The 20,460-nt window shown below is 46.9% G+C and carries 22 protein-coding genes and 1 tRNA gene; 12 read left to right on the top strand and 11 right to left on the bottom strand.

Features of this window, described 5'->3' with window-relative positions; all coding sequences use genetic code 11:
- Nucleotides 1–28: 28 nt before the first annotated feature.
- Complete coding sequence (locus tag VNA68_02405; protein ID HVE80969.1) at nt 29–538, bottom strand: hypothetical protein; 510 nt, start codon at nt 536–538, stop codon at nt 29–31.
- 93 nt (nt 539–631) lie between these two features.
- Nucleotides 632–2,830 carry a S8 family serine peptidase gene (locus VNA68_02400; GenBank protein ID HVE80968.1) on the bottom strand — a complete coding sequence of 733 codons (2,199 nt, stop codon included), beginning with the start codon at nt 2,828–2,830 and terminating at the stop codon, nt 632–634.
- 110 nt (nt 2,831–2,940) lie between these two features.
- On the opposite strand from VNA68_02400, the gene VNA68_02395 reads away from it, so the two are divergent.
- From VNA68_02395 to glmS, 3 genes are read left to right on the top strand one after another with little or no spacing between them, the layout of a single operon-like run.
- Nucleotides 2,941–3,996 carry a sugar phosphate nucleotidyltransferase gene (locus VNA68_02395; GenBank protein HVE80967.1) on the top strand — a complete coding sequence of 352 codons (1,056 nt, stop codon included), beginning with the start codon at nt 2,941–2,943 and terminating at the stop codon, nt 3,994–3,996.
- Between the two features lie 27 nt (nt 3,997–4,023).
- Nucleotides 4,024–5,763, top strand: a complete 1,740-nt coding sequence (locus VNA68_02390; GenBank protein HVE80966.1) for a VanW family protein — start codon at nt 4,024–4,026, stop codon at nt 5,761–5,763.
- A gap of 39 nt (nt 5,764–5,802) precedes the next feature.
- The gene (gene glmS / locus VNA68_02385) at nt 5,803–7,629 is read left to right on the top strand and encodes a glutamine--fructose-6-phosphate transaminase (isomerizing) (GenBank protein ID HVE80965.1); all 1,827 of its coding nucleotides are present in this window, start codon (nt 5,803–5,805) and stop codon (nt 7,627–7,629) included.
- Here glmS and VNA68_02380 read toward each other — a convergent pair.
- Nucleotides 7,607–8,116 carry a DUF4916 domain-containing protein gene (locus VNA68_02380; GenBank protein HVE80964.1) on the bottom strand — a complete coding sequence of 170 codons (510 nt, stop codon included), beginning with the start codon at nt 8,114–8,116 and terminating at the stop codon, nt 7,607–7,609. The genes glmS and VNA68_02380 overlap by 23 nt on opposite strands.
- Before the next feature lie 88 nt (nt 8,117–8,204).
- Between VNA68_02380 and lexA the strand changes: the two genes are divergently transcribed.
- Both lexA and VNA68_02370 read left to right on the top strand, forming a co-directional pair.
- Nucleotides 8,205–8,825 carry a transcriptional repressor LexA gene (gene lexA / locus VNA68_02375; GenBank protein ID HVE80963.1) on the top strand — a complete coding sequence of 207 codons (621 nt, stop codon included), beginning with the start codon at nt 8,205–8,207 and terminating at the stop codon, nt 8,823–8,825.
- A gap of 170 nt (nt 8,826–8,995) precedes the next feature.
- Nucleotides 8,996–9,724, top strand: coding sequence for a hypothetical protein (locus VNA68_02370; protein ID HVE80962.1), 729 nt, complete (start codon nt 8,996–8,998; stop codon nt 9,722–9,724).
- A 75-nt stretch (nt 9,725–9,799) separates the two neighbouring features.
- On the opposite strand, the gene VNA68_02365 is transcribed toward VNA68_02370, so the two are convergent.
- Nucleotides 9,800–10,114 carry a hypothetical protein gene (locus VNA68_02365; protein HVE80961.1) on the bottom strand — a complete coding sequence of 105 codons (315 nt, stop codon included), beginning with the start codon at nt 10,112–10,114 and terminating at the stop codon, nt 9,800–9,802.
- Nucleotides 10,115–10,234: 120 nt separating this feature from the next.
- Here VNA68_02365 and VNA68_02360 point away from each other — a divergent pair.
- A tRNA-Asn gene (locus tag VNA68_02360) sits at nt 10,235–10,309 on the top strand.
- 53 nt (nt 10,310–10,362) lie between these two features.
- Here VNA68_02360 and VNA68_02355 read toward each other — a convergent pair.
- Both VNA68_02355 and VNA68_02350 read right to left on the bottom strand, forming a co-directional pair.
- Nucleotides 10,363–11,250 (bottom strand): diacylglycerol kinase family protein, encoded by an 888-nt coding sequence (locus VNA68_02355; GenBank protein HVE80960.1) that lies wholly within the window; start codon nt 11,248–11,250, stop codon nt 10,363–10,365.
- Nucleotides 11,247–11,774: a phosphatase PAP2 family protein gene (locus VNA68_02350; GenBank protein ID HVE80959.1), complete on the bottom strand. Its 528-nt coding sequence runs from the start codon at nt 11,772–11,774 to the stop codon at nt 11,247–11,249. The genes VNA68_02355 and VNA68_02350 overlap by 4 nt, the downstream gene beginning before the upstream one ends.
- Before the next feature lie 127 nt (nt 11,775–11,901).
- On the opposite strand from VNA68_02350, the gene VNA68_02345 reads away from it, so the two are divergent.
- On the top strand, nt 11,902–12,153 hold the full coding sequence (locus VNA68_02345; protein HVE80958.1) for a YdeI/OmpD-associated family protein: 252 nt from the start codon (nt 11,902–11,904) through the stop codon (nt 12,151–12,153).
- Nucleotides 12,154–12,184: 31 nt separating this feature from the next.
- On the top strand, nt 12,185–12,487 hold the full coding sequence (locus tag VNA68_02340; protein HVE80957.1) for a DUF1905 domain-containing protein: 303 nt from the start codon (nt 12,185–12,187) through the stop codon (nt 12,485–12,487).
- 36 nt (nt 12,488–12,523) lie between these two features.
- Here VNA68_02340 and VNA68_02335 read toward each other — a convergent pair whose 3' ends face one another.
- Nucleotides 12,524–13,474 (bottom strand): cache domain-containing protein, encoded by a 951-nt coding sequence (locus VNA68_02335; GenBank protein HVE80956.1) that lies wholly within the window; start codon nt 13,472–13,474, stop codon nt 12,524–12,526.
- Between the two features lie 107 nt (nt 13,475–13,581).
- Nucleotides 13,582–13,950, bottom strand: coding sequence for an SPW repeat protein (locus VNA68_02330; GenBank protein HVE80955.1), 369 nt, complete (start codon nt 13,948–13,950; stop codon nt 13,582–13,584).
- 162 nt (nt 13,951–14,112) lie between these two features.
- On the opposite strand from VNA68_02330, the gene VNA68_02325 reads away from it, so the two are divergent.
- A complete protein-coding gene (locus VNA68_02325) occupies nt 14,113–15,078 on the top strand; it encodes a hypothetical protein (protein HVE80954.1) in 966 nt (321 codons plus the stop codon).
- 123 nt (nt 15,079–15,201) lie between these two features.
- Here VNA68_02325 and VNA68_02320 read toward each other — a convergent pair whose 3' ends face one another.
- On the bottom strand, nt 15,202–15,654 hold the full coding sequence (locus VNA68_02320) for a hypothetical protein (protein HVE80953.1): 453 nt from the start codon (nt 15,652–15,654) through the stop codon (nt 15,202–15,204).
- 214 nt (nt 15,655–15,868) lie between these two features.
- Between VNA68_02320 and VNA68_02315 the strand changes: the two genes are divergently transcribed.
- A complete protein-coding gene (locus VNA68_02315; GenBank protein HVE80952.1) occupies nt 15,869–16,450 on the top strand; it encodes an MEDS domain-containing protein in 582 nt (193 codons plus the stop codon).
- 96 nt (nt 16,451–16,546) lie between these two features.
- Entirely contained in the window at nt 16,547–16,957 is a 411-nt protein-coding gene (locus VNA68_02310; protein ID HVE80951.1) for a hypothetical protein, read from the top strand.
- 53 nt (nt 16,958–17,010) lie between these two features.
- On the opposite strand, the gene VNA68_02305 is transcribed toward VNA68_02310, so the two are convergent.
- Nucleotides 17,011–18,573 (bottom strand): ATP-binding protein, encoded by a 1,563-nt coding sequence (locus tag VNA68_02305; protein HVE80950.1) that lies wholly within the window; start codon nt 18,571–18,573, stop codon nt 17,011–17,013.
- Between the two features lie 124 nt (nt 18,574–18,697).
- Between VNA68_02305 and VNA68_02300 the strand changes: the two genes are divergently transcribed.
- Entirely contained in the window at nt 18,698–19,726 is a 1,029-nt protein-coding gene (locus tag VNA68_02300) for an MASE1 domain-containing protein (GenBank protein ID HVE80949.1), read from the top strand.
- Here the strand turns inward: VNA68_02300 and VNA68_02295 are convergent.
- The gene (locus VNA68_02295; GenBank protein HVE80948.1) at nt 19,723–20,451 is read right to left on the bottom strand and encodes a hypothetical protein; all 729 of its coding nucleotides are present in this window, start codon (nt 20,449–20,451) and stop codon (nt 19,723–19,725) included. The two genes, VNA68_02300 and VNA68_02295, sit on opposite strands and share 4 nt — an antisense overlap.
- Nucleotides 20,452–20,460: the final 9 nt, after the last annotated feature.

Genomic DNA, 20,460 nt, shown 5'->3' with positions numbered 1-20,460 from the left:
AATTTGGCTGTTTGCTTAAATATATTCATTAATTAACCGTTATCTTCTGGGTGTCAGATACGCCCTTGGCTTTATCTGAGCTGAATTCTATCTTGGCCTCCCATTCGCCCTTTGCAAGACTGGATTTGCTGATCTCTACCTGACAGGCATAATAGGAGGTTATTAGTTTAAGTGGAGCCTGGCCTGTAGCTCTCGGCGAGCCAGCCTTCGTCATGACCAGAGTGCAGGTTCCGCTGGTCTGGCCATCTACCATTGCGGCGGCATAAACCATACTTGCGTCTTGGCCGAGAGATGTGATATTTACGTTTGCCCTGCCTGTTTGTTGCTCTGTGGCCCCGTTTTGTTGCCTGTAGTAAGCCTCATTGTCCTTTTTGGGATCTAAGTTGGCCTTGGCTTCTTCCTCCTGAAGTATTTGCTGTTCGGTTTTACCCTGATTAGCTTTATCTTGAGTAGATTTAATATAAAAAGCGGTGCCAATAGCCAAGGTGGCTAAGGCAATGGTAATGATTAGTGCGATTTTGTTTTTGGTTTTTTTCATTTCAAGCCCCCTAAAAATCCGCTTTTTCAGGGGTTATTATATCATTTTTGTTTATCTGTTGTAAACCTGTTGGCTTTTGCCCTTGCATAGCTTTTATTTAACCGTTATCGGGAAGAACTGCCCCACATCCTCATTCAGCCAGGTTAAACTTTCGGCTAGTGGGTTAAAGTATTCACGATAGGTGCCGCCACCAGCCGGCACCGTAATAGGGAACTCAAAGGTAGCAACTCCGCCTGGGGCTACGCTTGCCTCTAGCATCGTTCCCGGCCGGGAAGGTGTAATCCACGCCCCAGTAGCAAACCGACTGTGCCTCTCCAGTGGATGGGCTGTGCCGATTCTGAGCGGGTAATTTCCGGTTTTAAGCCAAGTAGCGTTACCAGTATTATTAGCTCTAACCTGCAACCAGGCCGTTTGACCTGGTGACATATTGCTTAAATCTACCGAGGTGGTTTTAGAACTATCGGTATAGGCAGCTTGGGAATTCCAACTCCAGGTGTAGCTGTCTTTGACTGTGATGACAAAATGCTGCCCCACATCCTCATTCAGCCACATATAGTGCTCTGCTAGCAGGTTAAAGTACTCACTAAAGGTGCCATTACCGTTGGGAATAGTAATTGGGAATTTGAAGGTTGCTATCTGCCCTGGCGCTACACTGGCTTCTTCCATAGTGGCCGGCCGGGAAGGTGTAATCCACGCCCCAGTAGCAAACCGGCTGCGCCGCTCGAGCGGTGGCGCTCCACCGATACGCACCGGGTTGGGGCCGGTTTTCTGCCAAGTAATGTTGCCGGTATTTGTAGCTCTGACCACCAGCCAGACCGTTTGCCCAGCCCCCATATTGGCCAAATCAATTGGAGTAGTCAGTGAGCTATCGGTGTAAGAGGCCTGCGAACTAAAGCTCCAGGAGTAATTAGTAAGCGAATGGTGCAGGTTGATTCGCCCATGGCCGTACTGATCAGTGCGCACGGCGCCCTTCATACCGGCAACCTTATCGGCTCCGTTTTTGATCCAGCGAGTAATTTCTGTAGGCGTAGAAGAAGGGTATTGGGTCTTTATTAGAGCGGCGAGGCCGGCTGCTTGCGGGGTAGACATAGAGGTGCCGCTGGCATAAGCATAGGAGCTGGTGCCGTTAGTGGCCTGCCACCAAGTGGTGCGTACGCTTACACCAGGAGCAGAAATCGCTAGCTGCGGCCCGGTGCTGGAAAAACTAGCCAAATTATCATTTGAATCCGTAGCCCCCACCGAAATCACCCCAGGGTAGAGTGCGGGGTAGATCATATTGCCCGGGCCGCTATTACCGGCGGCGGCTACTACTATGATGTTTTTGCTTTGTGCGTATTCAACGGCGCTCTGCAGCAAGGGGTCAAAACCATCCGCCCCTAAGCTAAGGCTGATCACATGTGCATTATTATCGGCTGCGTATCTTATGCCGGCCGCAACTTCGGCGGTTTCTCCTACACCGTTATCACCCAGCACTTGTACAGGCATTACCTTACAGAGCCAGCATGTGCCGGCAATACCGGTTCCGTTATTAGTTTGAGCTCCAGCTAGGCCGGCCGTCATAGTACCGTGAGCAGCGTATTGGTTAAGCGGCTCAGTGGTGCCGGCGCTGACGTCATTATCGCCAGTTGTGCCATTTCCGACGTAATCCCACCCCCGCCAGTCATCTGTCAGGCTGTTGCCGTCATCATCGCGATTATTACAGCTCTTATCGAGCGGCAGCCCTCTTGATGTGCAGTTGGGCGCACCGCCTTCAAGGACGGTGATCCCTGTTTCATTTGGGTTAGACCACCACTTGTTCTTAATATCATCATGGTTTAAGCCGAAGCCGGTATCTATCACCGCTATTACGGTTGAGGCGCTGCCTGTAGAAACATCCCAGCCCTGCGGTGCGGAAGTAATAGGCGGCGCGTATTGCTGGCTGTAGAGGGAGTCGTTAGGTATGACTAAGGCCCGATACTGGAGGTTGTCAGATACAGAGACAATTGCTTGGTCGGGCGGCAGCTGCGATTTTGGTGTACGGGTTTTGTAATAGCCTAAAGGCACTTTAATAAGCTCTATCTGGTGTTTGGCCTCGTACTCTTCGGCAGCTTGCTGTGAAGTGAATTTAATTAAGGTCGGTTCCTCGGCAAGCTTAGGCTTGGAATTGGCGGGTTTGCCGGGTTGATCGCTGGTTTCTTGCGGGCTTTTATCTGTATGAAAAGACGGTATGGTTTTTATGTAATACTCCCCACCTGCGGCCAGGGATGCAAGTAAAATAACAGCTAATACGATTTTATTCCTGGCTTTTTTCATACATCCTTAATAGATTTCAGGGTATTATTATACAATTTTTTCTTACCTGTTACAATCTGTAGCTTTTGCCAAAATTAAGCCGTCTTTGCCGCTTATTGTATAATCGTGGAATGATTATCGTGATTATAGCTGGCGGGGCCGGCACCAGACTCTGGCCGCTTTCGCAGGCAGATACCCCCAAGCATCTCCTGAGTTTAATAGGCAAGCAATCTCTCTTGCAGGATACCTATAAGCGATCCGCAGCCATCACAAAAAACATATACGTAATTACTGAGGCTTCTCATGCAGAAGAAGTGCGCAAACAGTTACCGAAACTAAAGCCAGATCGGGTAATTGCAGAGCCTGCCAGACGAGGAACGGCTTCGTGTATTCTTTTAGCTTTGGCTCATCTTAAAAACCGCATAAAGCCGGGGGAGCCAGTAGTCTTTTTGCATGCCGATCATCACATTACAGACACTAAGAGTTTTGCCCAGGCCGTCCGGTTTGCGGCTGAGGGTTCGGTAAAATATCAAAAAATAACACTTATCGGCCTAAGACCAACCTACCCTGCGACTGGTTTCGGTTATATACAGGTCGGCAAGAAAGTAGAACAGAAAAAGAGCCTACATTTGAACAAGACGCTGAAATTTGTCGAAAAGCCCGATGCCCCAACGGCTGGCAAATACTTGAGGAGCGGAGATTATTTGTGGAATCTCGGGCTGTTTACAGCCCCCATAGAGGTTTTTGAGTCAGAAATCCGCATCTGTGCACCAAGCTTATGGGCGGGTTATCAGAAGATTACCACCAGCTTGGGCAACACTCGTAGGTTGCAAAGGACATATTTGAGCCTCAAGACTCAGCCGATAGATACAGCTTTAATCGAAAAAACGGCTGAAAACCTAGTAGTACCTGGTTCTTTCGGCTGGGCCGATATCGGCTCATTTCTAGATTTGCACAAAATTTTGAAAGGACGCAAACACAACTCACTAAAAGGTGACGTGCAACTGATAGATTGCGAGGACTCGATGATACACGGTTCCGGCAAGCCGATTGTGGCGATCGGCCTTTCCGGAATCGTGGTAGTAGACACCCCAGACGGCCTGCTGGTCTGTGCCAAAGAAAAATCACAGCTGGTAGGTGAAGCCGCTAAACAGCTGCAAAAGAGAGCTAAAGAAACCAAAAGGTAAATTCATTCTTGTTATAATACTCTTAAGATGTCGCTTGATAGAATCACCAACCGTTTAATATTGAATCTGGGGCTAGCTGCGGCCGGGCTTTTTATTATTGCTCAGGTCGGCTTGGTATGGGCCGGTGCCGGTAAGATCTATCCGGGCGTAACTGTTAATGGTGTCTACGTAGGCAATCTAAGCCGCGATCAAGCCAAAAAGAAAATAGGCGAAGAAGCCCGGCAGTATATGGGCAAAATTATACCGGTGCAGTATGGCGATACGACCTTGAGTATACCGGTTTCGGGTATTGGTGTGGCTTACAGTACGGCCGCTGTAGACGAGGCTTATAATTACGGGCGCAGCGGAAACTTTATAGAGCGTCTTCAGCAACGCTGGCGACTGTTGACTAGCCGCCAGGCTCGGTTTGATAGATTCAATATAGATGACGCTAAATTAAGGCCGTTTTTGCAACAAGCAGAAGAGGCCGCGGTAGCCCCGGTGTCTAATGCGATGCTAAATTTCCACAATGGCAGCGTAGGAGTCGGCCCGGCGATACCCGGAAAGCGCCTAGAGCGGGGCGGTCTGATTTTGACTCTGCAGAAGCGTATTGCCAGCATGAATACCGAGCTGATCAGGGCGCCGATTTATAATATTGAACCTAAAATTAACGAGACTGACTTAGCCGCCGCTAAAGCCCAGGCCGACACATTTATATCTAGCCCGCTAACGGTTACGGCTTCGGGCAGAACCGAAGTAATTGAGCTACCCACAATTGTAAGCTGGATAGAAGTCAGCCAAAGCCAATCAGGGAGCCCACTGCAAAGGCGTCTCACCTCTTATTACGAGGAGCTGCTTCCTGTGAACGTTAAGCTAGCCATTAGCAAAAAGGCGGTTGAGGGCTACGTGGCCGAGCTGGCGGGGAAGGTAAACCAAGAAGGGCAGGATGCTGCCCTAACTATAGACGAAGGCCGAGCTACCGTCTTCCGCCCCAGTCGTAATGGCATTGCGCTGGAACAGCCGCAAGCAGTAGAGGCAATTATTAAGACACTGGGTGAGCGCCAGCCAGAGCGCAAGGTAGCGCTCGCTACCAAAATCATTAAGCCGGCCATTAACGAAGAAAATCTGAATAATCTCGGCATTAAAGAACTGCTGAGTGAGGGTGTAAGCTTTTTTCCGGGCTCGAACCCTGAGCGTATTCAGAATATTAGGGTAGGTAAATCTAAATACAACGGCGTCTTGCTTAAGCCCGGCGAGGTGTTTTCTTTCGGCAAGCTGCTGGGCGATGTCGGCCCCGAAACCGGCTACGCGCCATCTAAGGTAATTATAGGCAACCGGCAGGAACTGCAATACGGCGGTGGCCTGTGCCAGGTTTCCTCGACTGCTTACCGCGCCGCATTGAACGCCGGGCTGCCTATTCTAGAGCGGGTTAACCACTCCTTTGCCGTTAGCTTCTATACCCAACCATACGGAGTGCCTGGCGTGGACGCTACCATTTACTACCCCGCAGTGGACTTTAAGTTCAAAAACGACACCCCGGCCCATATTCTGATCCAAACCGTCATGCAGGGCACCACGCTCAAGTTTCAGTTCTATGGCACCAAGACCAAAGAGGGGCGCATCCGCGGCCCCGAGTTCGTGAGCGGAAGCACAAATGCCGAAGAGCCTTCACACACTGTTTTTTATCGGGATGTACTGGATCTGAACGGGCAGGTAATTAAGACCGATACTGTTCATACTTATTATAAATCGAGTAAGGATTTCCCCTCCAAGCCCCAGTTTAATTAACTTGAATTAAAGCCGCTGTAAGAGTAATAGTTATATATTATGTGTGGAATTATCGGCTACATAGGTAATGGTAAGGCAGCTCCGGTTTTAACCGGCGGTTTGCGGCGTATGGAGTACCGTGGCTACGATTCGGCTGGCATCGCCGTAATCCAGGAGGGTCACTTAAAAACCATTAAGCGCCAGGGCAAAGTGGAGGAACTGGCCAAGGCTGTAAATGATGCCGATTTTCATGGACCGGTCGGTATCGGCCACACCCGCTGGGCAACCCACGGCGTACCCAGCGAAGCGAATGCCCATCCGCATATGGCAGGCCGAGTAGCCATTGTGCACAATGGAATAATAGAAAATTTTAGTGAACTCAAGAGCAAGCTTACAAGCGAAGGCGTGGAGTTTAAGAGCCAGACCGATAGCGAGGTGCTGGCCCATATGATTAGCGCTTACGTTCAAGAGGGCTGCGACCTGCCCCAGGCCGTGCAAAAAACCGTGCAGCAGGTGGTAGGCACTTTTGGTCTAGCCGTAATCGAGCGCGATCGGCCGGACGTGATCGTAGCCGCCCGCCGTGGCAGCCCCTTACTGATTGGGGTCGGTAATAATGAAATGTTCATTGCTAGCGATGCCACGGCGATTGTCGGCCATACCAATAAGGTAGTGTACCTGGAGGATGATGAGATAGCGATTTGCCGTCCGGACGGGTATCAGGTAAAAGATATGGAAAACCGTGAACGGATGCGTGTAGCGCAGACGATTGCGCTGGAAGTCGGCTCGATAGAAAAGGCCGGTTACGATCATTTTCTGCTTAAAGAAATAATGGAGCAGCCGAAATCAGTTGGCGACCTGCTGCGAGGCCGGTTAGACAGCGAAAACGGTACCAGTCACTTGGGCGGCCTAAATGTGCACGATGATTTTCTGCGTGGGCAAAAACGGTTTTTGACCATTGGCTGCGGCACGGCATATTATGCAGGGCTACTGGGCAAATACTTGCTTGAGCGGATGACCAAGATTCCGGTAGATGTCGAGTTTGGTTCGGAATTCCGCTACCGGGCGCCGGTGCTAGCCGATGGTACGCTGGCCGTCATTATCACCCAATCGGGTGAAACGGCCGACACCATGGCCTCGCTGCGTGAGCTTAAGCGTCAGGGCGTGCCGACTATGGGGCTAGTGAACGTGGTCGGTTCTTCGGTGGCTCGCGAGGTAGATGGGGGCATGTACCTGCATGCCGGCCCAGAGATCTCGGTGGCCTCCACTAAAGCCTTTACTTCACAGGTAGCGGCCCAGCTTCTGCTTGGCCTGCAGATTGCCAGGCTCAAGGGCTTAAGCATTACCGAGGGACGCTCTATTATTGCGGCGCTAGAAGACCTGCCTAAAAAAATTGAACAGACCTTAAAGCTAGCTCCCGAAATTAAGAAATTGGCGAAAAAATATGCTCATTTTAACAACGCGATGTATTTGGGTCGCGATACGCTGTACCCTGTGGCGCTGGAGGGTTCCCATAAGATCAAAGAGGTTTCATACATTCACGCCGAGGCCTACCCGGCCGGCGAAATGAAACATGGGGCCAATGCACTGATTGATGAGAACTTACTAGTTGTCTTCCTGGTGCCGAAAAACGCGCTTTACTCTAAGGCCAAAAGTAATCTGGAGGAGGTTCGGGCACGTTCCGGCCGGGTGCTGGCTATAGCTACGGAAGGGGATAAGGAGATAGCAAAAGAAGCCGATGATGTCATATATATACCAGAAGCCTCGGAGTGGATAGAGCCGATTATCGCTAATATCCCTCTGCAGCTTTTTGCCTACTATTTCGCGGTGGAGCGGGGGACAGACGTAGATCAGCCTCGCAACCTGGCTAAGAGCGTGACGGTTGAGTAGCTTGGTTATGTAGATGCTTAAAGGCGGCTTTCATAATAATCTCCTGTCGGTACCCACTTTTTGGAACTTCTGACTCATTGATCCAGTAAAAATCACTGGCTTCGTTTTTCGGCTTTGGATCATCTTGGATTTCAATCAGGTAATTAAGCGCAATATCGTGCTTAGCCGGATCGTGACCGTAACTGCTGCCTGACTCAACCTCCTCAAAATACTGCTGCACATAAAAAGGCGTGGCTTCATTCGAGCGGAAGAACTCGAAAAATTCGATTTCTAGGTCGTGTCTTAAGTGGCGGGCAATAGCTTCTGTTATAGTCTCGTCTTTCCTCACCCGGCCGCCGACCACGGCAGCACTGCCCGCAAAGGGTCCGGTTTGGCGGGTAATAATGCCTATTTGAGGTTTATCATCTATAAACCTGACGGGCACTACATCCACGCATATGATAGGAACCGATTTAATCGCTTTTAAGTAATCTTTATCATCTAACATAAAAACAATTGTAACGCACAAATAAAGGTTGACAATTCGGTTTTTGTTCGCCATACTAAGAACGAACACAATTAAAGAGGGTAAACTAATGGGCGAACCATTAACAAAACGGCAAAAAGAAGTCTACGACTACATCACTCAGTATATAGAGGCGCACGGCTATGCCCCGAGCTATCGGGAGATTGCCGAAGCTTTTAAACTCGGCTCAGTGGCCACTGTAGCCGATCATGTAGAAACATTAGTATCCAAAGGGATGCTGAGCAAGAATGAAGGCTCAGCTCGCTCCCTGCAGGTAATTAAAGAAGCCGATTTTGATGAGGATCGTTCCATTGGCCTGCCGATTATGGGCTTGATTGCTGCCGGCCAGCCGATCCAAACCCTGGAGGGCCATAAGGAAACCCTGGAGGTACCACCCTTTATGGTCGGCCGCCGCCACTCCTACGTGCTGCAAGTTAAGGGTGACTCCATGGTAGAAGACGGCATATTTGAAGGCGATTACGTAGTGATACAGGAAAAAGAAGTGCCCTCAAATGGCGAAATGGTGGTGGCACTTATTAACGGTGAAGAGGCAACTCTAAAACGCTACTATAAAGAGAAGAATCATATTCGTCTGCAGCCGGCTAACTCGGCTTATGAACCGATTATTGTAAAGGCTGGGACTCCGATTAATATTCAAGGCGTATGCATAGGCGTCATAAGGAAGTACTAGTTTAAAATCGCTGAAACCAAAAATAAATAAAAAAAGGGGGACCATGAAAAGACGAAAAATTCGCATGCTATACAGGAGGTATTTGTTTTCTTACACTTTCGAAGTCATACCGATTAAGATAAAAGATTAGCGCGTGCCCGCCCTTGGCGGGTTTTTGCTATAATGCGGTTATGGATATTCCCACAGTTCCGCTAAATTCTTTAGCTTGGGTGTTTGGCACAGTTGCTCTCTCTACCCTAGGCTATAAGAGCTGGCGCAGCTGGCAGAAAACTAAAGATCCTTTTACTGGCTACATTGCCTGGTTCGGACTTATTATCGGTTTGTCACTTGGGATTATTGGCATACCACCATTTCTGACGCATGATGAAAAATTTATTGCCACGGCCTTTAGCACCGGGTTGTGCCTTACCTTCCTGGCTTTGCTAGTTCAATCTCGGGTGGTATGGTGGCTGATGCTGCATAATAGAATACCGTTTTGGCCGATAGGCCTAGTGGTCGGTTTGGCGGGGCTTTATGCCTCTATTCAAGGCTTCATACACACCTATGCAATTTACGTCCCTAACTTTGTTTACTACGAGCAGCCGCGTGCAGCCTCCCTTACGCTAGGGATAGAAGCACTGGTAATATTTGGAGCTACCGGCCTGTTCTTTCTACGGCAGGTTTTCAGGCAGCCAGGGTTACCGGCCAAATTAAAGTCGGTATCTGTCGGCTTAACATATACTATTGTAGGCTCTTCGGTAGGAATCAATAATATCGTTAACGGGCATGGGGCAACACCTCAGAGCAGTGTTTTTAACATTATCTTCTTCACGGTCTTATTTGCAGGTCTTATGATTCCTCAAATTGCGGCTCCGGTTAGGATACAAAAACACCAGCCACCCGCTCTTCCTGCAGAATAGCCTCCTAGCGCATGCCCTGCTGGGTAATCCAGTAGGGCATTTCTCTATATTGGGCAACAGGTACGCTAGAACTTTTTAGCTGAGGCGGCTTTCGATGCGCCGCAGAGCCGCATGCTGCTGCTCTGTTTCTGCATGTTGTCGCAAAATCTCCAAATTCAAATCTAGCCTTGCTCCAAGTGCCGAGATATCATTTTCACCCCCAGTCGTATATATATCACCATAGTCTGACTCTCTGGCTCGGAGAACTGCTTCTACCTCTCGCTGGGCTTTTTCGAATTGGCTCAGTGGTTTTATTTTCTCCGGCTCTTCAGATCCATGATCTAGATTTGCCATATCATTTTCACCAGCCTTGAAAGACGGGTCACCTTCGGGTCGATTTATTTCTGACATCTTATCCCCTAATTGAGCACTTGATTACATTATAAGATTACATATACATAAGTACAATATCGGGAGTGAGTGTTTGACCGAGGCTTACGCCTATCTGTATAATCTGATACGCAGTGTCGTTCCGGAGTAGCTCAATGGTAGAGCATTCGACTGTTAATCGAACGGTTGCCGGTTCGAGTCCGGCCTCCGGAGCCAAGAAATGCCTATGGCTTTTGCCGTCGGCATTTCTTGGTATTCGCAGAGCGAATCTAGTTTGCAATTACACGAATTTTTCTTTTGAGCATTGTTATATCAAAGGGGCTTTTCCCGTATGTCTCACCATCAAAATCTGCAGGCAATTCAGGATCCGTGGTTATTTTAAGTGAAGAAGCTTCGAAAACTTTCATGTAGGGACGCTTCTTACCAAAGGTTGCTATGTGGACAAAAAAGCCTATGAACATCTTAATTTTACTAGTGCCGGTATTACTTATGACAACTTTTAGTGTATGCTTCGTGAGCTGATGATCCGGGACCAACTTAAGTTGCTGGTTGAGGTCGGAATTGTATACTACCAGTTGGTGGCACACCCCCGTGACAGGTTTTTTTAAATCGGGAGATTCAATACGGTATTGGAACGGTTTGTGCTGCGTTGACTGCTTAAATAACTCCAAAAGATAAGCAACCTGACCGATTTTTTTCTTTAAACCATCAGAGACATTTTCTGAAACTGCTTGCGTTAATCCAACTACAAAGGTAAGTGCAAAATATTTATCATTGGCTATCCCTATAGGTATTTCCAGGACTTTGCCTTTTAGAAGTACATCTACACTTTCTGGGACAGTTAGCGGAATTTCTAAATTTCTAACCAAATAATTAGCTGTTCCCAACGGCAGAAAACCGATACTTTTCTTGTAATTTTTTTTAACTAAATATTCTATACCACTTATCAGCGTGCCGTCACCCCCGCCCAACACAATCACATCTGGGTTTAAGTCTAAAGCTTTCTGAAGGCTGAAATTTATTCGAGCTGGGTTTTTGACTTTAAGAATTTTAATTTTAATTTTTCTGGCTTTAAATTCTTTTGTAAATTCATCAATAGCGAGACTTGCTTTTCTCGATTTAAGGTTTACTACTAAAACGTAAGATCTTTTATTCATGACGATATGTTTTTATGTAAAGTTATCATCAACAACGCAAATAACCAGCCGGCAATGACGTCACTAGGAAAGTGGGCGCCAAGGTAAACCCTTGAAACACCTATAATCAGGGTAAATGCAAGCAATATACCAGCAAAAACTATACCTAGCAGCCCGGCGGAGAGGGTCGATAGCAGGAGGATCAAATATCCGCATATCAAAGCAGATACATACGAATGTCCACTTGGAAAACTATATGTCTTAAATTTCATTTGCTGCACATACAAGGTTTCGGGCCGTTTTCGGCGTGTTATTAGCTTGGCTATTTCTGCCAAGGGAACTAAAACGCCTAGAGTAGCAGTTGTTTTGAGTAATTCAGTATTGTTAAAAACAAAAGCACTAATGATGAGTGAAAAAAATGTAAATATTACCAGCCAAAAATCGCCTACTTTTGAGGCAAACGTCATTAACGGGCTATAGCTATTTGGGATTCTAGCTACTAGCGAGGACATGGCTATATCGAAATTGCGTAATGGACGACTCATAATGGAATAATGACAGATGGGATTTTATTTACAATATCACTATTATCACCCAAAGTATCTTATGTTTTACATTTCCTGGTATACACTAGCTGACGAATTCAGACTAGTCTAATGTAAAATAAAACCTATGACTAGAAAAGAAATCGCTACCAGCGTGGTGCATAAAGTGCCAGAGGATTTACGCAAAGCTCTAGTGAGCGACGAATCTGCCCTGGAAAGGTGGAAGAGCCTCACTCCGCTGGCCCGCAATGAGTGGATCTGCTGGGTGATATCCGTCAAAAAACCAGAGACGAGAAGAAATCATATTGAACGCACAATCACGGAGCTTTTAGCAGGCAAGCGCCGCCCTTGTTGTTGGGCCGGCTGCCTTCATCGCTAAAATAAACGGAGCGAAGGACCAAGAAATTATTATGAACCCAACCGAATATTCCATAAAAGCTAAGGTTTGGCTCTACCCAGGCGAGGCGGCCTGGTATTTTGTGAGCATACCAAATCCATACTCCAAAGAGATTAAAAAATATTTTGGCGAGGCGGCCAGAGGTTGGGGATCGCTACCGGTAAAAGTAACACTGGGCAGTACGGTCTGGAAGACTTCGATATTTCCCGATAAAAAGCTAGGTGAGTATTTGCTCCCCCTCAAGGCGGAGATCAGAAAACGTGAAAAAATTACCAAAGACAGTACTATAAGCTTTCGGATAGAAATTCTTGTTTAAAAAATTATGTGGGTCGAGAAGATTTAGGCGGAATAATTATGAGCGGTTTTTAGCGCCAAGGATGTATGGAGCTATAACCCAGGCAAGCGCAGCTGCCATAGTAAGTAACATAATAGAGATGAAGAAATATATTGCAGTAAAAGTGGAAACCGGCGCAAAAATTTCAGCCCGGTCTTTTTTAGTAACGATAGCCCAGTCGGCTTCAGGAATATATTTCGTAACCGCTAAAACATCTTGCCCGCGATAGTCTTTTGCGGAGCTCAGTGTCACCTCTTTCTTTTCTAGTGCCTGGATGGTAGTTGTATTCTGCTCCTTAGTAATACGGATGGTCTCTTTTGTGGTTTGCAGTCTAGTTGGGAAGAGGATGGCGCCATCTCCATCTCGATAACCCAGGATAGTTTCCCCAGTACGTCCAAGTCCAATATCGGTATGCGTGATAGACCTTAAATGATCTGGTAAGAACGACAATACCAATACGCCCAGCAGAGTTTCTCCCCGCTTAACAGGCGCGGCATGCAAGATTACCTGATTGTCAGATTCGCCGCTAGCTACTAGAGCAGGAGAGGTTTTACCTTTAGCATAGAGGGATTTGTATAGCTCAGATGGAATAGTCTCGTCTTGCAGCTTAGATACCGCTGTACCATCCGCACCAAGGAGAACCACCCCCTTAATGTCAGTAAATGGTGTCTTGGCATCGGTGAGAATCCGGTTTATAGAGCTAGCTGCTTCAGGAGAATGCGTGCGGTTAAATTCCTCTAGGCTGTTTCGCAGCTGAGTGCGGCTGGCAATGCCGTCATGAATGATCTTGAATTGGTTAATAGCTTGTTCGACCCGTGCTTTTTGGGATGAGGCCAATGACTCCAGGCTATTTGTAGCTTGGCGAGTGATTTCGTCTCGTGCCAAAAGAATGCCTAGGGCAGAAGCCACCAGGAGCGGCAGGGCCGACAGACCGATTATCACCAGAGCATACTTAAAACTTGATTTCATAGTTAACTATTATAACATAAGCATTTTGGCGAGACTAGCATAGCTAAAGAGTCTAATTTGAAAAATTAAAGCTTATTAAGGTAGATTCATGAGTGCATTAAATAAACTTAATCAGCGACTTGTTTGTCCGCGCGCGTAAAAAGCGCATACATGATAATAAAAACACCCACTACAAGGTGCGGCATCCATGCATTGGCCTCTTCGCTGGCAAACCCAAACAACCACGGCGATATAGCCAGAACAGCTCCTAGTAGCATATCTAGGATGAGGTGGATTCTTATTGGCACGAATCCGATGCCGAAAAACGTTTCCTGTACAGTTAACTCACTTAAGAGAATAATAATACCAATAAGCTGAGATGTAGCTACGGAAGCACCGCCAACATCCCTAAAGTCTAAAACACTTGGAGCAGCCAATAATGCCAGTCCAGTAATAAAACCGATTATAGTATGTGTGCGGGGCGACAATAACTTCATAAGAGATTCCTACAGTATTACTTCAATTTAACAGCTAACTCCTACAAATACTGCCGCGGTAATCACAATATAGGCTAATAAATAGTTAAAATTTTTGTGATTTCTAGCAGATCTGTCAAAATTCCCATAATTTGGCTTAAGAACGGTTTAATAATAAACCTAATGCACTATGATATAGTATTATTGGATCTACTGATGAATATACTTAAGAACTACTTATTTCTGTATGTATTAGCAGTGTTTGCTGCGATTGTTTATCTTGGTTTTGTTTGGCAAACACCAATAGCTACCACCTCTGAAGAGCTACGAATATACACTACAAAAATTAAATTTGTTCGCTTTGTCTTGTCTTTCGGATACATAATAAGCTGGTTTGCGGCGGCCTATGCAGTTATGCACCTGGCCAGATACTGTAAGTTAATCCACAAGTCACCTGAGAGCAGAGGGTTTAGTCAATTATTATCAGGTCTTTTAGTTATTACTCTGGGGATGCTGGCCTGGCCACCAATGACGGCAGTACGGGCATTATTTACTAGCAACCCAGATTTAATTCAGGTACTGACTTATTTCTTTAATTATCTAATGATAATACCGCCGCTCGTTGGATTTTATTTAATTTATAGAGGCACGAGTAAGATCCTAGAAGCTGTCAAGGTTGAAAACCGCTTCCGAATACAGAGCGTTTGGTGGTTTTTAGCACTGGCCTTATTCGCGGTACTGTACTTATGGTTGCTTTTCATCAACCCCCAACGCAATGTCTCGCCGGCCCCAGGAGTACCCGCCACCTTCTACCTGCCTGACCCCTTGATAATTGCCACTATTGTGCTGCCGGCCTTTACCTCTTGGATTTTAGGTATATTAGCGATTGTCAAAATAAATAATTTTAAAGATCAAGCACCCGGCCTAATATATAAAAGCGCGCTACCTGCCTTTAGTGGGGGTTTGGCAGCTGTAATTATAGGATCGGCCGCATTACAAGCTGTAGTATCAGTGGGGACAAATAAGCTCTTTCAGTTAGGCGCAGTACCCTTGGTTTTAACGATTTATACTTTTGCAGGAATGCTCGCATTAGGGTTTATGCTTTTGGCCAAAGCCACTAAACGTTTAAGCAGAATAGAGGAAATCTAGATAGTTGCTCTAGGCTCATGAGGGGATAAGCAGGGCAAGTCAACACCCCTCCTGATTAAGAGATTCTACTGGCAAATCTTAAAAAGCGCCCCTACAAAGTTTCTTAGGCAATGTAAGGGCGCATTAGGTTGGTTCCAGCATAGCTACGAGCTTGGCATATATTTCAGGGTACTGGCCGCCCCGCTCACAAAACCACTCTTTAACTGCATCTGTGCCGGCTGCCAGCTCTCTAATGAATAGTGGCAGGTGCTCTGGCCAGGGTTTAAGCTCCGGTTCGCTTAGCACAAGGGGCTCATAAAAGCCCTTAAGTGGATCTGTACCAAAGTGCGGTATAACCAGAGGGATATTTTCTGGCCTGGCTTCAAGCTCCAAATCGCCATGCTCACGGGCCATCTCCGGATCGCGATAGGTGGCCTGTACTTCGGTGGGCAGACTGTCTAGCCCTCGGAGCGCGCTGAGATCTAAGGCTTGCTGAAGTATGCCCATTTGAATGACCTGCCCTAAGCGTTTTTTACCGTCTCTTTTACAGCGGTATTCCATACTGGTTACTGTCATGATGTACTCGTTAGGTTCCACAACTCCTCCATATAGAGAGGTTGAACGCCCCCACATTATCCTGCGATTGCGCTGAGATGACAACATACTTAAGTAGAAACTATCGGTGAGTATCATTATTTAAAATACAACTCATAAAATACAAAATTCAATTTAAAAAGCTTATCGATTTTCAGCAAAACATCTAATCCATTATCCTCAAGGCCTCTCTAATATTGCTAGTACTTAATAAAAAGTGGCAGATAATATGAGTAATGCAAGAAAATCCAGTTCTCTCGGTGTGATCTATGAACAAGAGCACTTTGTGCAGTTTTATAATAAGGATGATTTACTGATAAAAAATCTCAAAAGTTTCGTAGGCGCCGGACTTAAAAATAACAATGTCTCTATAATCATTGCCACCCAACAGCACATCGAGGATCTCAATACTGCTCTAGCAGAGGAGGGTTTTGATGTGGAAAAACTTGAACGCACCCGGCACTATATCTGCCTGGATGCAGGGGAAACCTTATCGAAATTTATTGTAAATGGCAGGCCAAACAGAGCACTTTTTAAGGAAGTAATTGGGGGGCTGCTCAGAGAAGTTGCCGAAACAGGGAAAGAAATAAGGGCTTTCGGGGAAATGGTGGCCCTTCTATGGGCAGAGGGTAATCAAAATGCTGCTATATCATTGGAAAGATTATGGAACGAGATTGCCGATGAATACTCGTTTACCTTGTTCTGCGCTTACCCTATGCACTACTTTGATTGCGCGAATCATTCCCATCGTGAAGTCGGGCACTTACATACCAGCGTCATTTTACCGGAGCCTGCATAAACCTAAGTAGTCCGTTGGTATTACTCTTAATCTGTAATATTGCACAAAGGAGAGTATAAATCGCTTTGTTAAGCTTTTTGTATAAACAAGGCTACTATGAGACTTCTAGAGGCGAAAGCCATGGCGATTTTAGGTGTATGCCTTTTGGCTTTATCGGCGGGTATATTGGTTTTTCATATTTACCGCGAAGTCGCCGTAATGGGAGTTGCTGTTAGGGAGCAAAGGGAAATTAGCAAACAGCAACTGGATCTTAGCCAGAAGCAGTTTCAATTGGTACAGCGCCAACTAGGGATAGCCGAGAAACAGCTTGAGATCACAGAGCAGCAGTTGGGTCTTTCCGAGCAGCAGCTAGCGGTTTCATACCAAATGGACGCCAAACTACAAGAAAGCTTAGGGGTGCAAAGGCAGCTCCTAATAATTGCCCGGCAGATTTTACAGGAAACCAAACAGATCAACCAAAGTATTCCAAAAGCTTTTCAGGCGGTACCCCAGACTTCCTTGCCTTAGTAGCGAGACCTAAGTAGAGCTAGGAAAGAGCGGCAAAGTTCTTTAAGAAGCAGTTATTTCGGCAGCAGAATGTTAAACTCAGTGCCTTTTGCATCAGACTTAAACCACATTTTGCCCTTTAGCATTTCTACATAAGATTTAGCGATATATAGGCCGAGCCCAGCCCCAGGAATTTTCTGGTCGCGGTTGCTGCCACGGAAAAATTTAGTAAAAACCAGCGCCTGCTCACCGGGGGGAATCGGCTTACCTGCATTATTGATTGTTAGCAGTAAACCGTTTTCGTGCATACTAGCAGAAATTTTAGGCTCTATGTTCTTGCCGTACTGCAAGGCGTTTTTAGTAACTTCAAACAGTGCACGTTCTAACAGCTTAGGATCCGTAGTGATTTTAATACTGGGAGCGGATTCAAGTGCCACATTTAGACCTGGCATGGTGCGGTTTAACTCTTTTTTGACATTTTCAATAACTTGCGCAAGCGTTACCTCTTGGGATTTAAGAGCAATCGTACCTTGATCGATATCAGAAACTTCAATCAGTTCGTCTGCCAGACGGACTATGCTTTGCAGCGAATTTTGAGCCAGCTTAATTGCCTGCTTGGTTTTTTCAGGGTCTTTTTCGGCCAATGCCGTCTCTAGCACCCAGTTCAGCTCCGTGGCTGGGGTGCGTAGCTGATGTGATGCATAACTGAACCCAGAACGCAGCTGGGTACTTGCTCTTTCCTCGGCTGCATCCCGAAAGATGATAATCGCGCCATTCACTTTACCGTTTACATCATAAATAGGCGCTGCGCTTTCTCCGACGGGAGTTTCTCGCCCATTTTTCTGGATAAGTAGGGTTGGCTCAGCAAGGGTGGTAATTTTTTCTTCTATCAGGGCCCTCTCAATAAACAGGATATTTTCACTGCGATCGCTTTCTTTAATGAATTTCAGTACCTCCCGCAGCGGCTTACCAATGGCTTCTGCTTTTGTCCATCCTGTTATTTTTTCGGCAGCAGGGTTAAAGAGGGTGACACTCCAATCTCGGTCGATGGCAACCACTCCATCCCCAATACTTTTTAAATAGGTTTCAGAAAGCTGGCGTAGCCGTTCTGCATCTTGACGAGCTTCCGAGGTGTTTTCCAGGACGATTCTAGTTAAGAAGATTCCACCCACAATCAAACCTATTATTACCAGCCCGATTGGATCTAAGTACGCACTCTGGCCCCCTGAACGAGATATAAGCAACACGAGCGTTAAAATGGTTCCCCACGCTACGGGTGATCTGCGTCTACAAGCTAGAGCCGCAATAACACCAGGTAAGAAAATTATTATCGAGGCCTCCCCACTCAGGTAGGGCTCTTCTATGGTGAAGCCAATCAGCAGGGAAATGATTATCACGAGCGCTTCTGAAGAATAGCGCCAATGCCTAAGATGCGTTATTAAGCTTAATGTCACTAATGGTATGGCAACGAAAATACTGAGTAATATAGCCTGGTTGGGGGTTGCGCCAGCAAGCTCATCGACTAAAACTATAGTTGCAGCCAAAAGGATCAGTACGTATAGAACGATACCGGCCCTATACTGATCAAGCCGTCTGGTCCATTCCGATAAAGTATCTTTAGTTATTAATAGACCCATCAAGCCCTCCCCCTAGTGGTTACCGTTTACTAATATAATAAACTGTTTCAGCGGATTCTTACCAACTTTTAACTAAAGCGTTGCGGTAGTATTTTTTCACTCTTTTTAGATGTACAATTAGGGCATGAAGCTAAGTAGGGAAAATTCACTTTACCTAGCTAAAATCGCTGCCCTGGCATTGGTGTACTTAGCGGCTGCCAAATTCGGTTTGTCTTTGGCCTTTTCTGTTGAGCAAGTCAGTACCGTCTGGCCGCCCACAGGAATCGCCTTGGCGGCTCTCTTACTTATGGGGTACAAGTACTGGCCGGCAATATTTGCGGGCGCGTTTGTGGCTAATATGCTGACTAACGTACCGGCTGCCGTAGCTGCCGGTATTGCGATTGGCAACACGCTCGAAGCTGTAGTTGGAGCTTACTTACTGAGACGAGTAGTGGGTTTTGATAATGCGCTCACGCGGGTAAGGGATGCGTTAGGTCTGGTTGTTCTGGCCGGCATGGTGAGCACCAGTATTGCTGCCACAATAGGCACTGCTAGTTTGATATCCGGTGGCTTGGTCTCGCCTGGTGCGTTTTCGGCAACCTGGCTGACCTGGTGGGTCGGCGATATGATGGGCGCTGTGATCATTACCCCCTTACTGCTTGTATATTTACATAAGGGTCTGAGAAGTTCGATTCAAGGCCGGCTAGTGGAAGCCGGTATGGTGTTTGCCTCGATACTGGTCGTAGCCACGCTGATATTTGCCCAGCCGCCCGACTCGATTTTTCCTATGCCCTATGTGTTATTCCCCTTTATGATTTGGGCAGTGCTTAGGTTCGCTCAGATCGGTGCCGTAACTGCCACAATTACTGCCGCCACTACAGCAGTATGGGGGACCATTAACGGTTTAGGGCCATTTGCGGGCTCGGGCTCAACAGAGAGTGACTTGATCTTGCTTCAAACCTACCTTTTGGTAGTTTCCACCACTAGCCTGCTGATGGCGGTTGCGGTCTACCACAGACAGCGAGTGGAGAAAATTCTTAAACTCCAGGCAGAGGAGCTAAAGGAATCCAACCGGCGCGCAACAAACATTTTAGAAAAGATTTTAGACGATTCAGACGAGCAGCTTAGCAAGGCAGAATCAGAGAACAATCATAGGATTATTACTGGTAGCTAACTTGGCTGACCGGACTTAAGCTGTACCTGATGCTCTTGCTGTGTGACTTTCGGCATTAGCAGGCTGATTATCAGCGCGATGAAGAATCCCAGATTAAAGACAGTAGAGAGCGGCGTAGTGCCATAACCGTAAAACAAGTTATGGCCGCCAACTGAGAGCCCGATAATGACGTATGTCATACCGATGACGCTAGCCTTAATTTTGGCAAGCGCGCTAGCCTGCCGCCGGACCTGCCACAAGAAGAACAGGCCGGTAGCCACAAACAGTACTAGCAGGGTGGCTCCCAGTATGACGGTGACTTCCCGGGGTTGCACGAAGGTAACGAAATCGGGCTGGCGGTCTACCATAGAGCCCATCCAGGCTTGAGAGGAGGCGTAAAGGAGGGGAATGGCGGTAACTAGCGCGGGTACCCCAAAAGACATTTTATTATGCAGATACAGCCACCAGACTATGCGAGCCTGAACCAAGAATCCTAAAAACACTAGGTCCTGGCCTATTAAGTAGGGAATTCGCAGCCAGGTTTCGTCACTACTCAAAATAGGGGGTATACCCAGAAAAGCTAGACCGATACCGGTTACCAAACCAAACCAGGCCAAATACTTGGAAAACGGATCCTGGTTTTTTTGCCAGTTCTTATAGCTTTTATAGCTCAGCAGTAAGGTGCCCGCCGCACCGACCACCCAAGCCACTGAATTAAACGGCACACCGAGTTCAACCGTAAACATAGCTGAATT

The sequence above is a fragment of the Candidatus Dormiibacterota bacterium genome, from assembly GCA_035536395.1.
In the GTDB taxonomy this organism is placed as follows: domain Bacteria; phylum Patescibacteriota; class Saccharimonadia; order UBA4664; family DATLOE01; genus DATLOE01.
Note: the sequence above shows the minus strand (reverse complement) of the source record. Positions and strands in the feature narration are given on the sequence as shown.

What these genes read in the sequence shown, in the direction of transcription:
- VNA68_02405 (HVE80969.1), bottom strand. Translation starts at nt 538, where the DNA reads ATGAAAAAAACCAAAAACAAAATCGCACTAATCATTACCATTGCCTTA.
- VNA68_02400 (HVE80968.1), bottom strand. Translation starts at nt 2,830, where the DNA reads ATGAAAAAAGCCAGGAATAAAATCGTATTAGCTGTTATTTTACTTGCA.
- VNA68_02395 (HVE80967.1), top strand. Translation starts at nt 2,941, where the DNA reads ATGATTATCGTGATTATAGCTGGCGGGGCCGGCACCAGACTCTGGCCG.
- VNA68_02390 (HVE80966.1), top strand. Translation starts at nt 4,024, where the DNA reads ATGTCGCTTGATAGAATCACCAACCGTTTAATATTGAATCTGGGGCTA.
- glmS (HVE80965.1), top strand. Translation starts at nt 5,803, where the DNA reads ATGTGTGGAATTATCGGCTACATAGGTAATGGTAAGGCAGCTCCGGTT.
- VNA68_02380 (HVE80964.1), bottom strand. Translation starts at nt 8,116, where the DNA reads ATGTTAGATGATAAAGATTACTTAAAAGCGATTAAATCGGTTCCTATC.
- lexA (HVE80963.1), top strand. Translation starts at nt 8,205, where the DNA reads ATGGGCGAACCATTAACAAAACGGCAAAAAGAAGTCTACGACTACATC.
- VNA68_02370 (HVE80962.1), top strand. Translation starts at nt 8,996, where the DNA reads ATGGATATTCCCACAGTTCCGCTAAATTCTTTAGCTTGGGTGTTTGGC.
- VNA68_02365 (HVE80961.1), bottom strand. Translation starts at nt 10,114, where the DNA reads ATGTCAGAAATAAATCGACCCGAAGGTGACCCGTCTTTCAAGGCTGGT.
- VNA68_02355 (HVE80960.1), bottom strand. Translation starts at nt 11,250, where the DNA reads ATGAATAAAAGATCTTACGTTTTAGTAGTAAACCTTAAATCGAGAAAA.
- VNA68_02350 (HVE80959.1), bottom strand. Translation starts at nt 11,774, where the DNA reads ATGAGTCGTCCATTACGCAATTTCGATATAGCCATGTCCTCGCTAGTA.
- VNA68_02345 (HVE80958.1), top strand. Translation starts at nt 11,902, where the DNA reads ATGACTAGAAAAGAAATCGCTACCAGCGTGGTGCATAAAGTGCCAGAG.
- VNA68_02340 (HVE80957.1), top strand. Translation starts at nt 12,185, where the DNA reads ATGAACCCAACCGAATATTCCATAAAAGCTAAGGTTTGGCTCTACCCA.
- VNA68_02335 (HVE80956.1), bottom strand. Translation starts at nt 13,474, where the DNA reads ATGAAATCAAGTTTTAAGTATGCTCTGGTGATAATCGGTCTGTCGGCC.
- VNA68_02330 (HVE80955.1), bottom strand. Translation starts at nt 13,950, where the DNA reads ATGAAGTTATTGTCGCCCCGCACACATACTATAATCGGTTTTATTACT.
- VNA68_02325 (HVE80954.1), top strand. Translation starts at nt 14,113, where the DNA reads ATGCACTATGATATAGTATTATTGGATCTACTGATGAATATACTTAAG.
- VNA68_02310 (HVE80951.1), top strand. Translation starts at nt 16,547, where the DNA reads ATGAGACTTCTAGAGGCGAAAGCCATGGCGATTTTAGGTGTATGCCTT.
- VNA68_02305 (HVE80950.1), bottom strand. Translation starts at nt 18,573, where the DNA reads ATGGGTCTATTAATAACTAAAGATACTTTATCGGAATGGACCAGACGG.
- VNA68_02300 (HVE80949.1), top strand. Translation starts at nt 18,698, where the DNA reads ATGAAGCTAAGTAGGGAAAATTCACTTTACCTAGCTAAAATCGCTGCC.
- VNA68_02295 (HVE80948.1), bottom strand. Translation starts at nt 20,451, where the DNA reads ATGTTTACGGTTGAACTCGGTGTGCCGTTTAATTCAGTGGCTTGGGTG.